This window comes from Nonomuraea sp. NPDC049141 (assembly GCF_040648415.1).
Lineage (GTDB): Bacteria > Actinomycetota > Actinomycetes > Streptosporangiales > Streptosporangiaceae > Nonomuraea.
Map to the genome: position 1 here is coordinate 59,442 of NZ_JBEZDR010000029.1, position 15,202 is coordinate 74,643.

The 15,202-nt window shown below is 69.0% G+C and carries 18 protein-coding genes; 15 read left to right on the forward strand and 3 right to left on the reverse strand.

The window, feature by feature from the left end:
• The first annotated feature begins 26 nt into the window (after positions 1-26).
• The 7 genes from hemL to ccsA all read left to right on the forward strand — a co-directional run bounded on the left by hemL (position 27) and on the right by ccsA (position 6,984).
• Complete coding sequence (hemL, locus tag AB0B91_RS54755) at positions 27-1,328, forward strand: glutamate-1-semialdehyde 2,1-aminomutase (RefSeq protein WP_358339522.1); 1,302 nt, start codon at positions 27-29, stop codon at positions 1,326-1,328.
• 191 nt (positions 1,329-1,519) lie between these two features.
• Positions 1,520-2,443 (forward strand): LysR family transcriptional regulator, encoded by a 924-nt coding sequence (locus AB0B91_RS54760; protein ID WP_358339524.1) that lies wholly within the window; start codon positions 1,520-1,522, stop codon positions 2,441-2,443.
• Between the two features lie 84 nt (positions 2,444-2,527).
• Positions 2,528-3,166 carry a histidine phosphatase family protein gene (locus tag AB0B91_RS54765; protein ID WP_358339526.1) on the forward strand — a complete coding sequence of 213 codons (639 nt, stop codon included), beginning with the start codon at positions 2,528-2,530 and terminating at the stop codon, positions 3,164-3,166.
• Between the two features lie 55 nt (positions 3,167-3,221).
• On the forward strand, positions 3,222-3,788 hold the full coding sequence (locus AB0B91_RS54770) for a TlpA disulfide reductase family protein (protein WP_358339528.1): 567 nt from the start codon (positions 3,222-3,224) through the stop codon (positions 3,786-3,788).
• Positions 3,781-4,503, forward strand: coding sequence for a cytochrome c biogenesis protein CcdA (locus AB0B91_RS54775; RefSeq protein WP_358339530.1), 723 nt, complete (start codon positions 3,781-3,783; stop codon positions 4,501-4,503). Before AB0B91_RS54770 ends, AB0B91_RS54775 begins: the two co-directional genes overlap by 8 nt.
• Positions 4,503-6,044: a cytochrome c biogenesis protein ResB gene (locus AB0B91_RS54780; protein ID WP_358339532.1), complete on the forward strand. Its 1,542-nt coding sequence runs from the start codon at positions 4,503-4,505 to the stop codon at positions 6,042-6,044. Before AB0B91_RS54775 ends, AB0B91_RS54780 begins: the two co-directional genes overlap by 1 nt.
• Positions 6,034-6,984: a cytochrome c biogenesis protein CcsA gene (gene ccsA, locus AB0B91_RS54785; RefSeq protein ID WP_358339534.1), complete on the forward strand. Its 951-nt coding sequence runs from the start codon at positions 6,034-6,036 to the stop codon at positions 6,982-6,984. The genes AB0B91_RS54780 and ccsA overlap by 11 nt, the downstream gene beginning before the upstream one ends.
• Position 6,985: 1 nt before the next feature.
• On the opposite strand, the gene AB0B91_RS54790 is transcribed toward ccsA, so the two are convergent.
• Positions 6,986-7,291, reverse strand: coding sequence for a PLDc N-terminal domain-containing protein (locus AB0B91_RS54790; protein WP_358339536.1), 306 nt, complete (start codon positions 7,289-7,291; stop codon positions 6,986-6,988).
• A gap of 170 nt (positions 7,292-7,461) precedes the next feature.
• On the opposite strand from AB0B91_RS54790, the gene AB0B91_RS54795 reads away from it, so the two are divergent.
• Positions 7,462-8,673, forward strand: coding sequence for a hypothetical protein (locus AB0B91_RS54795; protein ID WP_358339538.1), 1,212 nt, complete (start codon positions 7,462-7,464; stop codon positions 8,671-8,673).
• Positions 8,674-8,683: 10 nt separating this feature from the next.
• Positions 8,684-8,926 (forward strand): hypothetical protein, encoded by a 243-nt coding sequence (locus AB0B91_RS54800; protein WP_219529161.1) that lies wholly within the window; start codon positions 8,684-8,686, stop codon positions 8,924-8,926.
• A gap of 111 nt (positions 8,927-9,037) precedes the next feature.
• Here the strand turns inward: AB0B91_RS54800 and AB0B91_RS54805 are convergent, their stop codons facing one another.
• Positions 9,038-9,256, reverse strand: a complete 219-nt coding sequence (locus tag AB0B91_RS54805; RefSeq protein WP_219529162.1) for a BldC family transcriptional regulator — start codon at positions 9,254-9,256, stop codon at positions 9,038-9,040.
• Between the two features lie 257 nt (positions 9,257-9,513).
• Here AB0B91_RS54805 and AB0B91_RS54810 point away from each other — a divergent pair, with 257 nt between their 5' ends.
• On the forward strand, positions 9,514-9,732 hold the full coding sequence (locus tag AB0B91_RS54810; protein ID WP_219529163.1) for a DUF4229 domain-containing protein: 219 nt from the start codon (positions 9,514-9,516) through the stop codon (positions 9,730-9,732).
• Here the strand turns inward: AB0B91_RS54810 and AB0B91_RS54815 are convergent.
• A complete protein-coding gene (locus tag AB0B91_RS54815) occupies positions 9,729-10,940 on the reverse strand; it encodes a hypothetical protein (RefSeq protein WP_358339540.1) in 1,212 nt (403 codons plus the stop codon). The genes AB0B91_RS54810 and AB0B91_RS54815 overlap by 4 nt on opposite strands.
• Positions 10,941-11,017: 77 nt before the next feature.
• Between AB0B91_RS54815 and AB0B91_RS54820 the strand changes: the two genes are divergently transcribed.
• From AB0B91_RS54820 to AB0B91_RS54840, 5 genes are all read left to right on the forward strand, one after another.
• Positions 11,018-11,734 carry a demethylmenaquinone methyltransferase gene (locus AB0B91_RS54820; protein ID WP_358339542.1) on the forward strand — a complete coding sequence of 239 codons (717 nt, stop codon included), beginning with the start codon at positions 11,018-11,020 and terminating at the stop codon, positions 11,732-11,734.
• Positions 11,735-12,220: 486 nt separating this feature from the next.
• The gene (locus tag AB0B91_RS54825; RefSeq protein WP_358339766.1) at positions 12,221-13,456 is read left to right on the forward strand and encodes a geranylgeranyl reductase family protein; all 1,236 of its coding nucleotides are present in this window, start codon (positions 12,221-12,223) and stop codon (positions 13,454-13,456) included.
• 76 nt (positions 13,457-13,532) lie between these two features.
• Positions 13,533-13,928, forward strand: coding sequence for an NADH-quinone oxidoreductase subunit A (locus AB0B91_RS54830; RefSeq protein WP_214640645.1), 396 nt, complete (start codon positions 13,533-13,535; stop codon positions 13,926-13,928).
• A 2-nt stretch (positions 13,929-13,930) separates the two neighbouring features.
• Entirely contained in the window at positions 13,931-14,482 is a 552-nt protein-coding gene (locus AB0B91_RS54835; protein ID WP_219529166.1) for an NADH-quinone oxidoreductase subunit B, read from the forward strand.
• 50 nt (positions 14,483-14,532) lie between these two features.
• On the forward strand, positions 14,533-15,177 hold the full coding sequence (locus AB0B91_RS54840; RefSeq protein WP_358339768.1) for an NADH-quinone oxidoreductase subunit C: 645 nt from the start codon (positions 14,533-14,535) through the stop codon (positions 15,175-15,177).
• The last annotated feature ends 25 nt before the right edge of the window (positions 15,178-15,202 follow it).

Below are 15,202 nucleotides of genomic sequence, written 5' to 3' on the forward strand. Positions count from 1 at the left end.
CATATTCCAGGACTAACCTGGTTCGCGTGAGCCGTACACAGAACTCCGAGGACCTGTTCGCCCGCGCCCGCGCCATCGTGCCGGGTGGCGTCAACTCCCCGGTCCGCGCGTTCGGCGCGGTCGGCGGCACCCCGCGTTTCATGGTCTCAGGACAGGGCCCCTACCTCACCGACGTCGACGGCAACCGCTACGTCGACCTGGTCTGCTCGTGGGGGCCGATGATCCTCGGCCACCGCCATCCCGCCGTCATCGACGCCGTCTCGTCGGCGCTCTCCCACAGCCTCTCCTACGGCACCGCCACGCCGGGCGAGGTGGAGCTGGCCGAGGAGATGGTCGCCAGGGTGGCGCCCGTGGAGAAGCTGCGCCTGGTCAGCTCGGGCACCGAGGCGACGATGAGCGCGGTGCGGCTGGCCCGCGGGTTCACCGGGCGGTCCAAGGTGGTCAAGTTCGCCGGGTGCTACCACGGTCATGTCGACGCGCTGCTGGCCTCGGCGGGGTCGGGCGTGGTCACGTTCGGGCTGCCCGACACGCCGGGCGTGACGGGGGCGTCGGCGGCCGACACCATCGTGCTGCCGTACAACGACATCAACGCGGTGGAGCAGGCGTTCACATCACCTGACAACGCCGGGGGGATCGCCTGTGTCATCACAGAGGCCTGCCCGGCCAACATGGGTGTGGTGCCGCCGCTCGACGGCTTCAACGCCCGCCTGCGCGAGCTCTGCACGGCCAACGGCGCGCTGCTGATCATGGATGAGGTGCTGACCGGGTTCCGCGTCTCGCCCGCCGGCTGGTACGGCCTCGACCCGGTCGACGCCGACCTGATGACGTTCGGCAAGGTCATGGGCGGCGGGTTGCCGGCGGCGGCCTTCGGCGGGCGGGCCGACGTGATGTCCTGCCTGGCACCGGAAGGACCGGTCTACCAGGCGGGCACGCTGTCGGGAAACCCGCTCGCCTGCGCCGCGGGCCTGGCCACGTTGCGCGCGCTCGACGCCGAGTCCTACGCCAAGGTGGACGCGGCGGCGCTGGCTGTCGGCCAGGCCGCCTCCGACGCGCTGACCGCGGCAGGAGTGCCGCACCGGTTGCAGCGGGCGGGGAGCCTGTTCTCGGTGTTCTTCACGGATGCGCCGGTGACGAACTTCGACGACGCTCGGGCCCAGAACACCTCGGTCTACACCGCCTTCTTCCACGCGATGCTGGATCGCGGGGTCTACCTGCCGCCCTCCGCGTACGAGGCCTGGTTCCTGTCGGCCTCTCACGACGACGAGGCACTCGGCCGGGTCGCCGACGCGCTGCCGGCAGCCGCCAAGGCTGCCGCGGCGGTCCTCTAGCTGCTTACTTGGCGGCCGGCTTCTGGTAGCGGACGCGCAGGTCACGGGCCTGCTCGGCGAGGGTCTTGAGGTAGGAGATGCTGGTCTGCTGCTGCTTCTGCGCCTTGTTGTTTCTCATGCATGTATTTTCTCCTGCTAAAGAGTCAAGCACAAGCGAGACTTTCTACGCTAAACCCTTTAGACTGGCTTACATGTTGGACTTGAACCGCCTCAAGGCCCTTCACGCTGTGCACATCTACGGATCTGTGGGCGCCGCGGCCGACGCGCTGATGGTCACGCCGTCGGCCGTGTCGCAGCAGATCGCCAAGCTGGAGCGCGAGACCGGCGCCCGGCTCATGGAGCGCAACGGGCGCGGGGTGCGGCTGACCGACGCGGCCGGGCTGCTCGCCGACCACGCCGAGCGGATCCTGGCGCTGGTGGAGACCGCGGAGGCGGACTTCGAGGCGCTGCGCGGCGAGGTCGTGGGGCGGCTGAACATGTCGTCGTTCCCGACGGCGACCCGCGGGCTGATGCCCGCCGCCCTGACCGCGCTCAAGCGGCGCCATCCCGACCTGCACATCCAGCTCTCCGAGCGCGAGCCGGAGCGCATCGTGCGCGACGTGGCCAGGGGCGAGCTCGACCTGGGCGTCATCCAGGACTGGCTGAACCGGCCGATGGCCCTGCCCGAGGGGCTGTCCAGGACGACGCTGCTCGACGACATCGCCGACGTCGTGCTCCCCGCGGACCATCCGCTGGCCGGCAGCAGGGAGATAGCGCTGTCCGAGCTGCCCGCCAACGAGCGGTGGATCAGCTCCTCGCCCGGCACCGTCTGCCACGACTGGCTCGTCTACACGCTGCGCAGCGCGCAACTGGAGCCCGAGATCTCCTGCATGGCCGACGAATACCCGACCCAGATGGCGCTGGTGGCCGCCGGTCTCGGCTGCGCGATCATCCCCCGGCTGGGGCGCGACTGCGTGCCCGACGGGGTGGCCGTGGTGCCGCTCAGGCCCCGGCAGTCACGCCGCATCTATGTGATCTGGCGGACCGACGCGGCCCGCCGCCCCGCGATCAGGGCCGCGGTCGAGGCGCTCGCCGACGCCAGCCGTACACAGGAGAACGCCTGGGCCCTCGCCTGAGCCGCGCCGATGACCAGCGGGAACCCGGCGAACAGACCCGCCTGAGATCTCGGAGCAGGCGGAACGGATAGGCTGTGGCACACCATGGCTGAAACCACCGTAGTTCACCTGATGCGCCACGGTGAGGTGCACAATCCCGAAGGCGTCCTGTACGGCCGGCTGCCCGACTACCACCTGTCCGAGAACGGCAGGCTGATGGCCGAGACGGTCGCCAAGTCGGTGGCGGGCCGCGACATCGTCGCCCTCTACAGTTCGCCGCTCGAACGCGCCCAGGAGACCGTCGCCCCCCTGGCCGCGCTGCTGGAGCTGCCGGTACGCACCGACGACCGGCTGATCGAGGCCGCCAACATGCTCCAGGGCCGCAAGGTCGGCCAGGGGATGGCGATCCTGCGCGACCCGAAGAACTACCGCTACTTCTGGAACCCGCTGCGCCCCTCCTGGGGTGAGCCGTACCCGGTGATCGTCAAGCGGATGCGCTCGATCATCGATGAGGCCAGGGCCGAGGCGCGCGGGCACGAGGCGCTGCTGGTCAGCCACCAGCTGCCGATCTGGTCGATCAGGATGGCGGCCGAGGGCCGCCGGCTCTGGCACGACCCACGGCGCAGGCAGTGCGGGCTGGCCAGCGTCACCACGCTCACCTTCGACGGCGACCGCCTGGTGAGCGTCGGCTACAGCGAGCCCGCCGGATCACTGGCGACCGGCCCCACCGTCCCGGGCGCCTGACCTCGCCGGTAGAGTTGCAAGCTCTACCGGTTGTAGTACAAGGAGATCTTCCTCCGTGCGCGCCAAGTCCACCACCCTCCTGTTGTTGGCCGTGCTGGTCGCGGGCTGCGCGGGCACCAACCAGTCCGGCCAGCCACAGGCCGGCGACACCCGTTTCGTCGCGGGCGACGGGAAGATGCAGGTGTTCGGTGCGGCCGACCGCAAGGCGGCTCCCGCGATCAGCGGGGAGACCCTCGACGGCGCGACCGCGTCACTCGCCGCGCACAAGGGCAAGGTCGTGGTGCTCAACTTCTGGGCGTCGTGGTGCGGGCCGTGCCGGGCGGAGGCGCCGGTGCTGAAGGAGGTCGCCGCCAAGACCAAGGGCGGCGTGGAGTTCCTCGGCGTCGACTTCAAGGACCGCAAGGCCGACGCGCAGGCGTTCGAACGCACCGAGCAGACCGGCTACCCGAGCATCTTCGACCAGCCGGGCAAGGTCGCGCTGGCCTTCCAGGGCACGGTGCCGCCCGCGGCCATCCCGTCCACGCTGATCATCGACGAGCAGGGCAAGATCGCCGCCAGGGCGCTGGGCGCGGTCAAGTACACCGACCTGATGAACGCGGTGACCAAGGTGCGCGATGAATGACGTCGTCGCCTCGGGCTCGCTGCTCCTGGCCGTGCCCATCGCGGTGCTGGCCGGGGTGGTGTCCTTCCTGTCGCCGTGCGTGCTGCCGCTCGTCCCGGGCTACCTGTCGTACGTGACGGGCATGAGCGAGGACCCCAAGCGCGGGCGGCTGGTGCTCGGCACGGTGCTGTTCGTGGCCGGGTTCGGGCTGGTGTTCGTGCTCAGCGGCGCGCTGTTCGGCGGGCTCGGCTCGGTCATGCTGGGCAACGCGGAGAAGATCACGCGGGTGCTCGGCGTGCTGACGATCCTGCTCGGCCTGGCCTTCCTGGGCGTGCTGCCCGGCCTGATGCGCGACGTCCGCATCCACAAGCTGCCCGCCGCGGGGCTGGCCGGGGCGCCGCTGCTGGGCGTGGTGTTCGGGCTGGGCTGGACGCCGTGCATCGGGCCCACGCTGGCCGTCGTGCTCGCGCTCGGGCTGAACGAGGGCAGCGCCGGGCGCGGCGCGCTGCTCGCCGTGGCGTACGCGCTGGGGCTCGGGCTGCCCTTCGTGGCCGCCGCCCTCGCCTACAGCAAGGCGCTGCGCACCTTCCGCGCCATCCGCAAGCACTCACGGCTGATCACCAGGATCGGCGGCGGCATGATGGTGGCCGTCGGCATCCTGCTGGTGACCGGCCTCTGGGGTGAGATGATCGCCACCATGCAGGGTCTGATCGGCGCTTTCCGGCCGGTGATCTGATGACCGTCGACGAGCTCGAAAAGGAGCAGAAGCGACCCGCCGGCATGGGGCCCGTGGGCTGGCTGCGGTGGACCTGGCGCACGCTCACCGCGATGAAGACGGCGCTGATCCTGCTCTTCCTGTTCGCGCTGGCCTCCGTGCCCGGCTCGCTGGTGCCGCAGCGCAGCGTCGATCCCGACAAGGTGGCCCAGCTCTTCCAGAGCGACCCGGCGCTCGCCGAGTGGTACGACCGCTTCCAGCTCTTCGACGTCTTCACCTCGGCCTGGTTCGCCGCGATCTACCTGCTGCTGTTCACCTCGCTGATCGGCTGTGTCCTGCCGCGCACCGCCACCTACGTGCGCGAGCTGCGCCGCCGTCCACCGGCCGCGCCGCGCAACCTGTCGCGCCTGCCCTACTTCTCGCGCCTGGACGACCCGCTGACCGTCGAGGAGGCCGCCAGCCGGCTGCGCCGGCTCCGCTTCCGCGTCGACGTCGGCGACGGCTGGGTGGCCGCGGAGAAGGGCTATCTACGCGAGACGGGCAACCTGCTCTTCCACGTCTCCCTGCTGGGACTGCTCGTCGCGGTCGGGTTCGGTTCCCTGTACGGCTACCGCGGCAACGTGCTGGTGGCCGAGGGCGACGGCTTCGCCAACACGGTCGCCGCCTACGACCGGTTCATCCCGGGCACCCAGGTGTCGGCTGAGTCGCTGGAGCCGTTCTCGTTCACGCTCAAGGACTTCCAGGCGAGCTACCAGGTCGAAGGCGAGAAGAGGGGGCAGGAGCTCGACTACTCCGCCTTCCTGAGCGTCAACGACTCGCCGGGGTCGCCCGCGCGCGACTACACGCTCAAGGTCAACGAGCCGCTGGAGATCAACGGCACCCAGACCTACCTCATCGGTCACGGCTACGCGCCCGTCTTCAAGGTCACCGACGGCAAGGGGCAGGTCGCCTTCGAAGGGCCCGTGCCGTGCCTGATCGAGGACAAGCCCTCGCTCACCTCGGGCTGCGTGGTCAAGGTGCCCGACGCCCAGCCGTCGCAGCTCGGGTTCCTGCTGCGCTTCCTGCCCACGAGCGACGGCGCCGGGGCCTCGCTCTTCCCCGGCGCGCTCAACCCCCAGGTCCAGCTCCTCGGGGCCTTCTCCGGCGACCTGGGCGTACGCTCCGGCCAGCCGCAGTCCGTCTACGAGCTCGCGCCGCCAGAGGTGATGCGGAAGCTCACACCGCTGGTCATGGGCACCGGCCACGCGCCCCTCTCGGTCGGGGGATCCCTCGACCTGCCCAAGGGCGCGGGGAAGCTGGAGTTCACCGGGGTGAAGGAGTGGATGACGCTCCAGATCGCCTACGACCCGGGGCGGCTGCCCGCCCTGATCGCCGCGGCCGCGGCCGTCGCCGGCATCGTGTGCTCGCTGATGATCCGCCGCCGCCGGGTGTGGGTGCGGGTCAAGGACGGCGTGGCCGAAGTGGGCGGCCTGACCCGTACCGAAGGCTCCGCGGCGGGCTTCACCGAGGAGTTCGCCGACATCGTCAAGGTCCTATCAGCCGGAGGCAAGGATGCCCGCTGAACAGCAACTGGCCGGGGTGAGCGACCTCTTCATCGTCGCCGCCGTCCTGCTCTACCTGGCCGCCATGATCGGGTTCGCGCTGGAGCTGGCCTTCGGGCGCTCCAGCGCCGAATCGCCCGCCGTCCGCGCCAGGCAGCCCGTGGGAGTCGGTTCGTCGGGCGGCCCTGTGGACGCCTCCGCGGAGCCCGGCGGCGGGCCGGTGGCCGTCGAGCCACCGAACTGGGCGCCCAAGGCCGGGTGGCTGGCCATGGCACTCGGCTGGCTCGGCTGGACCGCGAACCTGTTCGCCATCGTCACCCGCGGCCTGGCCGTGGACAGGTGGCCATGGGGCAACATGTACGAGTTCGTGGTGGCCATCTGCTTCGCCGCGGTCACCGCCTTCCTCGGCACCCAGCTCCGGCACAACGTCCGCTTCCTCGGCGCCTTCGTCATGGTGACGGCCGCCCTGGGGCTCGGCTTCGCGGTCAAGGTCCTCTACACGGCGGCGGGGCCGGTCGTGCCGGCGCTCAACTCGTACTGGGTCGCCATCCACGTGACGGCGGCGATCCTGGCGAGCGGACTGTTCGTCCTGGCCGGGGTCTCGGGCATCCTCTACCTGATCCGCGGCGACGGGGCGTCACGGCTGCCGTCACGAGCCGACCTGGAGCGGGTGGCCCACCGCGCGATCGTCTTCGCCTTCCCGGTATGGACCTTCGCCGTCATCGCCGGCGCCCTCTGGGCCGACAAGGCATGGGGCCGTTACTGGGGCTGGGACCCCAAGGAGGTCTGGGCCTTCATCACGTGGGTGGCCTACGCGGCCTACCTTCACGCCCGGGTCACCGCGGGATGGCGTGGCCGCGCGGCGACGATCGTGCAACTGGTGGCGTTCGGCTGCCTGCTGTTCAACCTGGTGGGCGTCAACATGTTCATCTCGGGCCTGCACAGCTACTCGGGGCTGTGAGCTAACCGTCCTCGCCGCGCATGCGGCGGTCGAGGTCGCGCAGGAACTCGGGGTCGTCGTCCGGGCCCTTGGGGACCGGCCGCCGGCGGGCGCCCGGTTGCGGGGTCACCGGCCAGGCCTCTCGGTCCGGCTGGGGACGGCCGCGGAGCATCCAGACGGCCCCGCCCACCAGGGGCACCAGCGTGACGACGAGCACCCAGAGTGGTTTTGGTACGTTCCTAACCTCTTCCTCCGGCGTGGTGATGACGTCGAACAACGTGTACAGCCAGAAGGCCAACAGGGCCAAGCCGATAACGACACCTACCATGTCCGAACTGTAAGCCATTCGCGTCGTGATCGTGTTTTTCCGTTGTCCCATTTCGGATGACTCCAGCGAGACCTACGTCGTACGGTGGACACGATTCAGCGGCGTCCGCCCGCTGGGACCGCCGATCGCGGCGCCTCGCGCGCGGGCGTTCCACGGCGTTGAGGGGTGCGATGGCCTTTTCTAACGACAAGGGCCGCCATCGGCGGGGTCGTTGGTGGCGGCGCGGCTCGTATCTCTTCTCCCGTCGCGGTGAGGCGCCCCCCGACGCGGACCGATCTTTCTGGACGAACGACCGGCACGCGTTCCCCGGCAGGGCCGGACGGCCGGTCAACCGGCGGGACCGGGCACGTGAGGACGGCTCCGGGCGGCCGGTGTGGCCATGGCGGGCCGGTGCCAAAGACGCGGCCAAGGGTCGCCCGGTGTCCGAACGGTACGGGCACATGGGACGCGGATGGCCGGGCCGGGAGCCCGCCGGGCGGGACTCGATCGGGAGCGAGGGGAGTTTCGCGTTGTTCGGCTGGGTGGGCCGGGAGCGGCGCCAGGCCGGCGGCGGTGATTCCGACAGGTGGTCCTGGGGCGGGCGCGATCGACGCGGGCGGCAGGAGGGCGGGGAGTTCCAGCAGTGGGACGCCGCCGAGGCCGGGGAGCCGCGGCGGTGGGAGGCGGGGGAGCAGCGGTTGTCGGCGGCGGTGGTCGACCGCCCGCAGTACACCTGGCAGGACTTCGAGCTCGACGACGTGGCGCCCAGAGCGCAGCCCAACCGCCCCGACGCGCCCTCGATCGGCGACGGCCTGCAGCACTGCGGCAAGCTGGAGACCATCCTGCACCGCCAGTGGGACGCCCGGGAGGGCCCGCCGTCGCGGGAGGTCGTACGGGCCGTGGAGAGCCTGGCCAGGCTGCCCGACCTGCTGAAGGCGAAGCTCGCCGAGGGCCTCGAAGGCATCTATGTCGGCCCGGGCGGGGTGCCGGACCTGGACGACATGGGTTACCTGCGCGGCGCCCCGCTGCCGTCCGGCCGGGCCTCGTGGGACATCTGCGCCGGAGCCTACGGCGACGGGAAGATCGTGGTGGGTGACCGCCCCTCGCCCACGCCCGACGTGATGATGCACGAGGTCGGGCACGCCATCGACGACGTCGACTCGGCTTACGGGGACTGGGTGTCCGACTCCCGGGAGTTCGCGACGCTGTACGAGGAGATCACGCCGCTCCTGGTCTCCGCCTTCCATCGCCAGGGCGGCGGGCTGGGGCGCAAGGAGTTCTTCGCCGACGCGTTCGCCGCGATCGCCTCGCGCCAGCGACCGGCGCTCGTCGACATGCTGGGCGGTGACACCCGCACCGCGCTCAACGTCATGCTGTTCTTCAACCGGCGCTACGGAATCTAGGTGATCAGCCATGTACGTCATCCGGCTCGCTGACGGGACCCTGCGCGTGCCGCAGAGCCTGACCAGCGAAGACGGGCGTCTCATCGGCAACGCGTACGTGGAACTCGAACCCGGCGATCCCGACTACGACACGTGGCTACCGGAGTCCCTGACGGAGGAGGAGGCGGCGGAACGCCGGGAGCGCTGGCTGACGGACAACGACGACCTGGAGCAGGAGTTCCTGGCCTTCAAGGCCGAACAGGAAGACGCCTAGGGCGGTGGCGGCGGCCGAGCCCGTGCCAGGGCCCCGGGAGATGCTCAGCCGGCGTTTCCTGGGCAGGGGGAGACGGCGATCCTGCATGCAGGACCACCGTCTGATGGAACGTCAAAAACGCGGGGACTCGGCCGACCGCTCGGCCGTTAGAACGTCCTCGCCTCTAAGAAGGGCGTGCACTTCCGACTCGCGGAACCGCCGATGCCCTCCGGGGGTGCGGATACTGCTGATGCGGCCTGCCGCGGCCCAGCGTGTAACCGTCTTTGGGTCTACCCGGAAGAGGGCGGCAACCTCTCCTGGGGTCAGCAGACGCTCGCTGCTACTCTCCACCAATCTCTCCCCCTCGCATCCCGCTTCCTGCCAGCGGGCGGACAGGTAACCAGTGTGTCGAGCGAAGCCTGATTTATCCGTGGTTTTCGACAAAGATCACGGGTTGTTATCAGCTGACTGCCCGATTGTTATATGATAGAGCCTCTTTGGGGCTCTCGTGGGTGTTTCTTTACGAAACATCCTAACTGGGAACACTAGCAGTGCCCGCGCCCGATGCGAAGAGCGACCGTCCACACAGGGCGAGTAACCTCGATCCTGTGCATCCCGTTCTCGTTTACACCGCGTCGCGGATCGGTCTGTTTGTCGTGACGCTAGGTGTCCTGCGCCTGCTTGGCCTGCAAAATCCACTGGTGCTGATCATCGTGACTTTCTTGATCAGTGGCATAGCCAGCTACGTCTTGCTGTCGAAGCAGCGTGACGCCGTAAGCACACGCATCAGCGACAAGATCGACCGACCCAAGCCACAGAGCGACTAGGGCAGGGGGAACATGCCAATCCGGGCATGGTACTCCCGTCCGAGTCGAGTTGTGTCACTACCAACGAGTAGTCCACCGCTGTACACCAGAAATGCCTTGACCCCGATGCCGCGCTCCCTGCCAGGATTCCAAGTCAGCGCCATTCCGGTGCGCGGATGAATGGCACCGATGCCCTCGCGGGGCACCGCTCCCGGCCCGGCTGAGTCGTGGCCCAGTGGATTGTTCAGCCACCGCTGGTGCCCGCCGACGTAGATCGCCGCACCGGTCACCGCCACCGCGTAGAGCGAGTCGCCGCCGGTCTTGTTGACCCAGGTGGGTGTGATTCGCTCGCCGCTGCCGTACGTCTCGAATCTGGCCGTGCTGTCGCACAGCCGCTTGCCGCCTATCGGGCCGCCAGTGGTGACGACGGCGAAATAGCTGCCGTCGGGCGCGAAATCCAGGCCGCGTACGTAGGAGGGGAAGGCCTCCATGCATTTGGGGACGTACGCCTCGGTCCGCCAGTCGGCCACCTTGGCCCCGCCACCGCGTACGTCGATCAGCCCGAGCTGCGGTCGCGACAGCCCGTCGAGCGTGGTGAAGTTGCCGTCGACCGCGAGCCGTTCGGCGGTCACGGCGAGCGCGTAGACCTTCACCCTGGGCGCCAGCGGCGTCCCCGGTGTGATCGTGAACCTCGGGTCGGCCGCGCCGCTCGACGCGTCGAGCCTGGCCAGGGCCGTGCGCGGCCGGGTGAAGTCGCCGCCCGCGTAGAGCTGCCCGCCGCGCCTGGCCAGCGTGGTCACCGTCCCGCCGGAGACGCCGGGCGCGAAGTCCTTTATGACCGACCCGTCGATGAGGTTGAGCTTGGTCAGCGCCGTGGCCTGCGTCTCGCCGACCGAGGAGAAGTCGCCGCCGACGTAGACCGTGCCGCCGTCGCCGGGGGCCAGGCTGTAGACGGTCCCGTCGACCTGCGGTGCGAAGTAGCGCAGGATGTGTCCCGTGGCGAGGCTGTAGGCGAAGACGTTGTCGCGGGTGTAGGTGTGGGTCCGCGAGGCGTCGGCGACCTCGCTGAACGAGCCGCCCACGACGACGGTGCCGCCGACCAGGGTGATGGAGTTGACGATCCCGTCGAGCACGTGCGGGGTGGTGTCGACCGGGTCGGCCGACACGACGCGCGGGTGCGCGACGGGGGCCGTGGCGATGATCGCCGCGAGGGCGACACGTACAAACATTCGGCAATTTCTAGCAGACGGTGGGTAATCATGCGGCTACTTTCCGTCGATTGTCGCGATGGTCATAGGCTTGGGCCATGACGCGTGCTCAACTGGACAAGCAGCCGGATCAGGTCGCCGCGATGTTCGATCGCACGGCCCGGCGCTATGACTTGGTCAACGATGTGATCTCCCTGGGACAGGTGCGGTTCTGGCGCAAGGCGGTGGCCGCCGCCGTCGACGCCGGGCCCGGCGAGATCGTGCTCGACCTGGGAGCCGGCACCGGCACGTCCACCGACGCGTTCACCACGCTCGGCGCCCGCGCGATCGCCTCGGACTTCTCCCTCGGGATGCTGCGCACAGGGGTGCGCCGGCACGGTGGCAACGCGCTGAGCGGGGCGGGGGTCCCATTCATCGCGGGCGACGCGCTGCGGCTGCCGTTCGCCGACGACGCCTTCGACGCGGTGACGATCTCGGTGGCGCTGCGCAACGTGCACGACACCGCGCAGGCGTTGCGGGAGATGCTGCGCGTGACGAAGCCGGGCGGCCGGCTGGTGATCCTGGAGTTCTCGCACGTGACGGTCGGCGCCTTCGACCTGGTCTACCGCGAATACCTGATGAAGCTGCTGCCGCGGGTGGCCACGGTCTTCGGGTCTAACGACGACTCCTATGCCTATCTGGCCGAGTCGATCAGGGACTGGCCCGACCAGCCGACGCTCGCGCGCACCATTCAGGAAGCCGGCTGGGAGCGGGTGGCGTGGCGCAATCTCACCATGGGCATCGTCGCGGTGCACAGGGGGTTCAAGCCCGTCTGAGTCGCCATTAATGCTTCTCGGGCCGGCCTTGCGGATATCACCGCCGGGAGATAGCGCTTATCGCGGGAATTAGCCGTTGTTCGGGCCGACGCGGCTCCGGACGGGGATGGTTCTAGGTAATTCGCGGGCGGGCTGGTGTAGCGTTTCGGTTACGGAGTGTGACAGTGTTCGGCGCCGTCGTTGTAACGCACGTCACATTCGGCACGATAGGCTCCGATATATCCGTGACGCTACGAAGGAGTCCGCCCGGTGCACGTCCGCGAGTTCGAGGTCTGATCTCCCCGTGGCGACCACCCAGGGCCCTTCGTCTCCGACGGAGGGTTTTCGTTCGTGCGAAGACCGCCCCCCGGCTGACACTTTGTCCAGGAAAAGCGTTAGACTGCGGGCCGACAAGTTTGTGAAGGGGTTCACAAGAGAACGAAGGCGCCACACCCCGAGGCCTTCGAGCGTGTAGGACAGGACAGTCCAGTGACCGTGCCAGCAGCCATGCAGGCTGACGCCGACGTCATCGTCGTCGGCGCCGGTCCCGCCGGTTCCGCAACCGCCTTTTACCTCGCTCTCGCCGGGTTCGACGTGCTGCTCCTGGAGAAGACGAAGTTCCCCCGCGAGAAGGTCTGCGGCGACGGCCTGACCCCCAGAGCGGTCAAGCAGTTGCTCAACATGGGTGTCGACATCGACGCGCCCGGCTGGATCAGGAACAAGGGCCTGCGGGTGGTGGGTGGCGGGCACCGGTTCGAGCTCGACTGGCCGAAACTCGACCGCTTCCCCGACTTCGGCCTCGTACGCACGCGCCAGGACTTCGACCAGATCCTCGCCGCCAACGCCGTCAAGGCCGGGGTGCGGCTGATGGAGGGCGTGAACGTCACCGGCCCCGTGCTCGACGACCGCAGCGGTCATGTGGTCGGGGTGACGACCAAGGACGGGGTGACCTACCGCGGCCGTCTGGTGGTGGCCGCCGACGGCAACAGCACCCGGCTGGCCCTGGGCATGGGGCTGCACAAGCGCGAGGACCGCCCGATGGGCGTGGCCGTACGGACCTATTTCGAGAGCCCGCGCCACGACGACGACTACCTGGAGACGTGGCTGGAGCTGTGGGACGGCGACACGCTGCTGCCCGGCTACGGCTGGGTGTTCGGCGTCGGCGACGGCACCGCGAACGTGGGGCTGGGCCTGCTCAACACCAGCGACCAGTTCAAGAGCATCGACTACCGCGATCTGCTCAAGCGCTGGTGCAAGGCGATGCCCGCGGAGTGGGGCTTCACCGAGGAGAACATGACGGGCCCGATCCGCGGCGCCGCGCTCCCGATGGCCTTCAACCGCCAGCCCCACTACACCCGCGGCCTCGTGCTCGTCGGCGACTCCGGCGGGGCGATCAACCCGTTCAACGGCGAGGGCATCGCGTACGCCATGGAGACCGGCGAGATCGCCGCCGAGACCATCGTCAAGGCGCTGCGCGGGACCACCCCCGCGCAGCAGGAACGGATCCTGCGCACCTATCCTCAAGTGTTGAAGGACGCCTACGGCGGATATTTCACGCTTGGCCGGTGGTTCGTCGAGGCGATCGGGAAGCCAGGGGTGATGAGCTTCGGAACGCGGCACGGGTTGCCACACCCGAGGCTGATGCGCTTCGCGCTCAAACTCCTTGGTAATCTCACCGACCGGCGAGGCGATGCGTCGGACAAGATCATAAACGCACTCTCGAAGGTCGCGCCACCAGCATGAACCTCACACTCACCCGGCAAAGTCATAGATCAGGCTGCGCGCCCGCGCGCGTGGCGACTCCAGAGGAGGCGTAGCGATGGACCTTTACGTGCCCATCCTGGTGCTCGCCGTTCTCGCGGGGGGCTTCGCGATCTTCTCGGTCGCCATCGCTCCCTTCACCGGTCCCAAGCGCTGGAACCGCGCCAAGCTTGACGCATACGAATGCGGCATCGAGCCGACGCCCCAGCCGGTCGGTGGCGGACGGTTCCCGCTGAAATACATGATCACCGCGATGCTCTTCATCGTGTTCGACATCGAGATCATTTTCCTTTACCCCTGGGCTGTCTCCTTCGCGCCGCTGAAGAACGACGCGGGCAGCGTGCTCTCCTCGGGCCTCGGGGTGTTCGCGCTTGTCGAGATGCTGCTGTTCATCGTCACCGTGCTCGTGGCCTACGCGTACGTGTGGCGCCGCAAGGGTCTGGACTGGGACTAGAAATGGGACTTGAAGAGAAACTCCCCAGCGGGTTCATCCTCAGCACGGTCGAGCAGGCCGCGGGCTGGGCGCGCAAGAACTCCGTATGGCCGGCCACGTTCGGCCTCGCCTGTTGCGCCATCGAGCTGATGGCCACCGGTGGCCCCCACTACGACCTGGCGCGCTTCGGCATGGAGCGCGCTTCGGCGTCTCCTCGCCAGGCCGACCTGATGATCGTCGCCGGACGCGTGTCACAGAAGATGGCTCCCGTCCTGCGGCAGATCTACGACCAGATGGCCGAGCCCAAGTGGGTCATCTCGATGGGCGTGTGCGCCTCGAGCGGCGGCATGTTCAACAACTACGCCATCGTGCAGGGCGTGGACCACATCGTCCCGGTCGACATCTACCTGCCCGGCTGCCCGCCGCGGCCGGAGATGCTGATCGACGCGATCGTGAAGCTGCACGACAAGATCCAGAACATGAAGTTCGGCGCCCACCGCGCCAAGCAGATCGACGAGCTCGAACTGCAGGCGCTGCGTACGCTGCCGCTGATCGACCAGGGGGCCGCGAAGTGACCTCGCCCGACAACCTCCCCGAGGTCCCCACCAACGCCGAGGTCCCCGAGGTGCCGGCGGTCCCCGAGCCGCCCGTGGCCCGGCGCGGCATGTTCGGCGCGACCGGCACGGGTGACACCTCCGGTTACGGCGGCCTCGTCGTACGGCGGGCACCCCAGCTCTCCACGCCTCGCCCGTACGGCGGCTACTTCGACGAGCTGGTCGACACGCTGGCCATGGACGACGCCATCGAGCGGGTGGTCGTCGACCGGGGCGAGCTGACCCTGCACGTGAAGCGGGAGCGGCTCGTCGAGGTGTGCCAGAAGCTCCGCGACGAGCCCGCCCTGCGGTTCGAGCTCTCGCTCGGCGTCTCCGGTGTGCACTACCCGCACCTGAAGGGTGAGGAGCTGCACTCGGTCATCCACCTCTGCTCGATCACCCACAACCGGCGCGTCCGCGTCGAGACGAGCGCCCCCGACGAGGACCCGCACATTCCCTCGACCGTCGGCGTCTACCCGGGCCACGACTGGCACGAGCGCGAGGCGTGGGACTTCTTCGGGATCATCTTCGACGGCCACCCCGGCCTGACCCGCATCATGATGCCGGACGACTGGGACGGCCACCCGCAGCGCAAGGACTATCCGCTCGGCGGCATCCCGGTCGAATACCGCGGCGCCACGATTCCCGCGCCCGACCAGAGGAGGTCGTACGCGTGAGCATCGAGCTGAGCGTTGACGAACG

Bases quoted from the DNA above. Each gene is read 5' to 3' on its own strand.
- ccsA (WP_358339534.1), top strand. From the start codon at position 6,034: ATGCCCGCTGAACAGCAACTGGCCGGGGTGAGCGACCTCTTCATCGTC.
- AB0B91_RS54780 (WP_358339532.1), top strand. From the start codon at position 4,503: ATGACCGTCGACGAGCTCGAAAAGGAGCAGAAGCGACCCGCCGGCATG.
- AB0B91_RS54820 (WP_358339542.1), top strand. From the start codon at position 11,018: ATGACGCGTGCTCAACTGGACAAGCAGCCGGATCAGGTCGCCGCGATG.
- AB0B91_RS54775 (WP_358339530.1), top strand. From the start codon at position 3,781: ATGAATGACGTCGTCGCCTCGGGCTCGCTGCTCCTGGCCGTGCCCATC.
- AB0B91_RS54790 (WP_358339536.1), bottom strand. From the start codon at position 7,291: ATGGTAGGTGTCGTTATCGGCTTGGCCCTGTTGGCCTTCTGGCTGTAC.
- AB0B91_RS54760 (WP_358339524.1), top strand. From the start codon at position 1,520: ATGTTGGACTTGAACCGCCTCAAGGCCCTTCACGCTGTGCACATCTAC.
- AB0B91_RS54800 (WP_219529161.1), top strand. From the start codon at position 8,684: ATGTACGTCATCCGGCTCGCTGACGGGACCCTGCGCGTGCCGCAGAGC.
- AB0B91_RS54815 (WP_358339540.1), bottom strand. From the start codon at position 10,940: ATGTTTGTACGTGTCGCCCTCGCGGCGATCATCGCCACGGCCCCCGTC.
- AB0B91_RS54835 (WP_219529166.1), top strand. From the start codon at position 13,931: ATGGGACTTGAAGAGAAACTCCCCAGCGGGTTCATCCTCAGCACGGTC.
- AB0B91_RS54825 (WP_358339766.1), top strand. From the start codon at position 12,221: ATGCAGGCTGACGCCGACGTCATCGTCGTCGGCGCCGGTCCCGCCGGT.
- AB0B91_RS54795 (WP_358339538.1), top strand. From the start codon at position 7,462: ATGGCCTTTTCTAACGACAAGGGCCGCCATCGGCGGGGTCGTTGGTGG.
- AB0B91_RS54830 (WP_214640645.1), top strand. From the start codon at position 13,533: ATGGACCTTTACGTGCCCATCCTGGTGCTCGCCGTTCTCGCGGGGGGC.
- AB0B91_RS54765 (WP_358339526.1), top strand. From the start codon at position 2,528: ATGGCTGAAACCACCGTAGTTCACCTGATGCGCCACGGTGAGGTGCAC.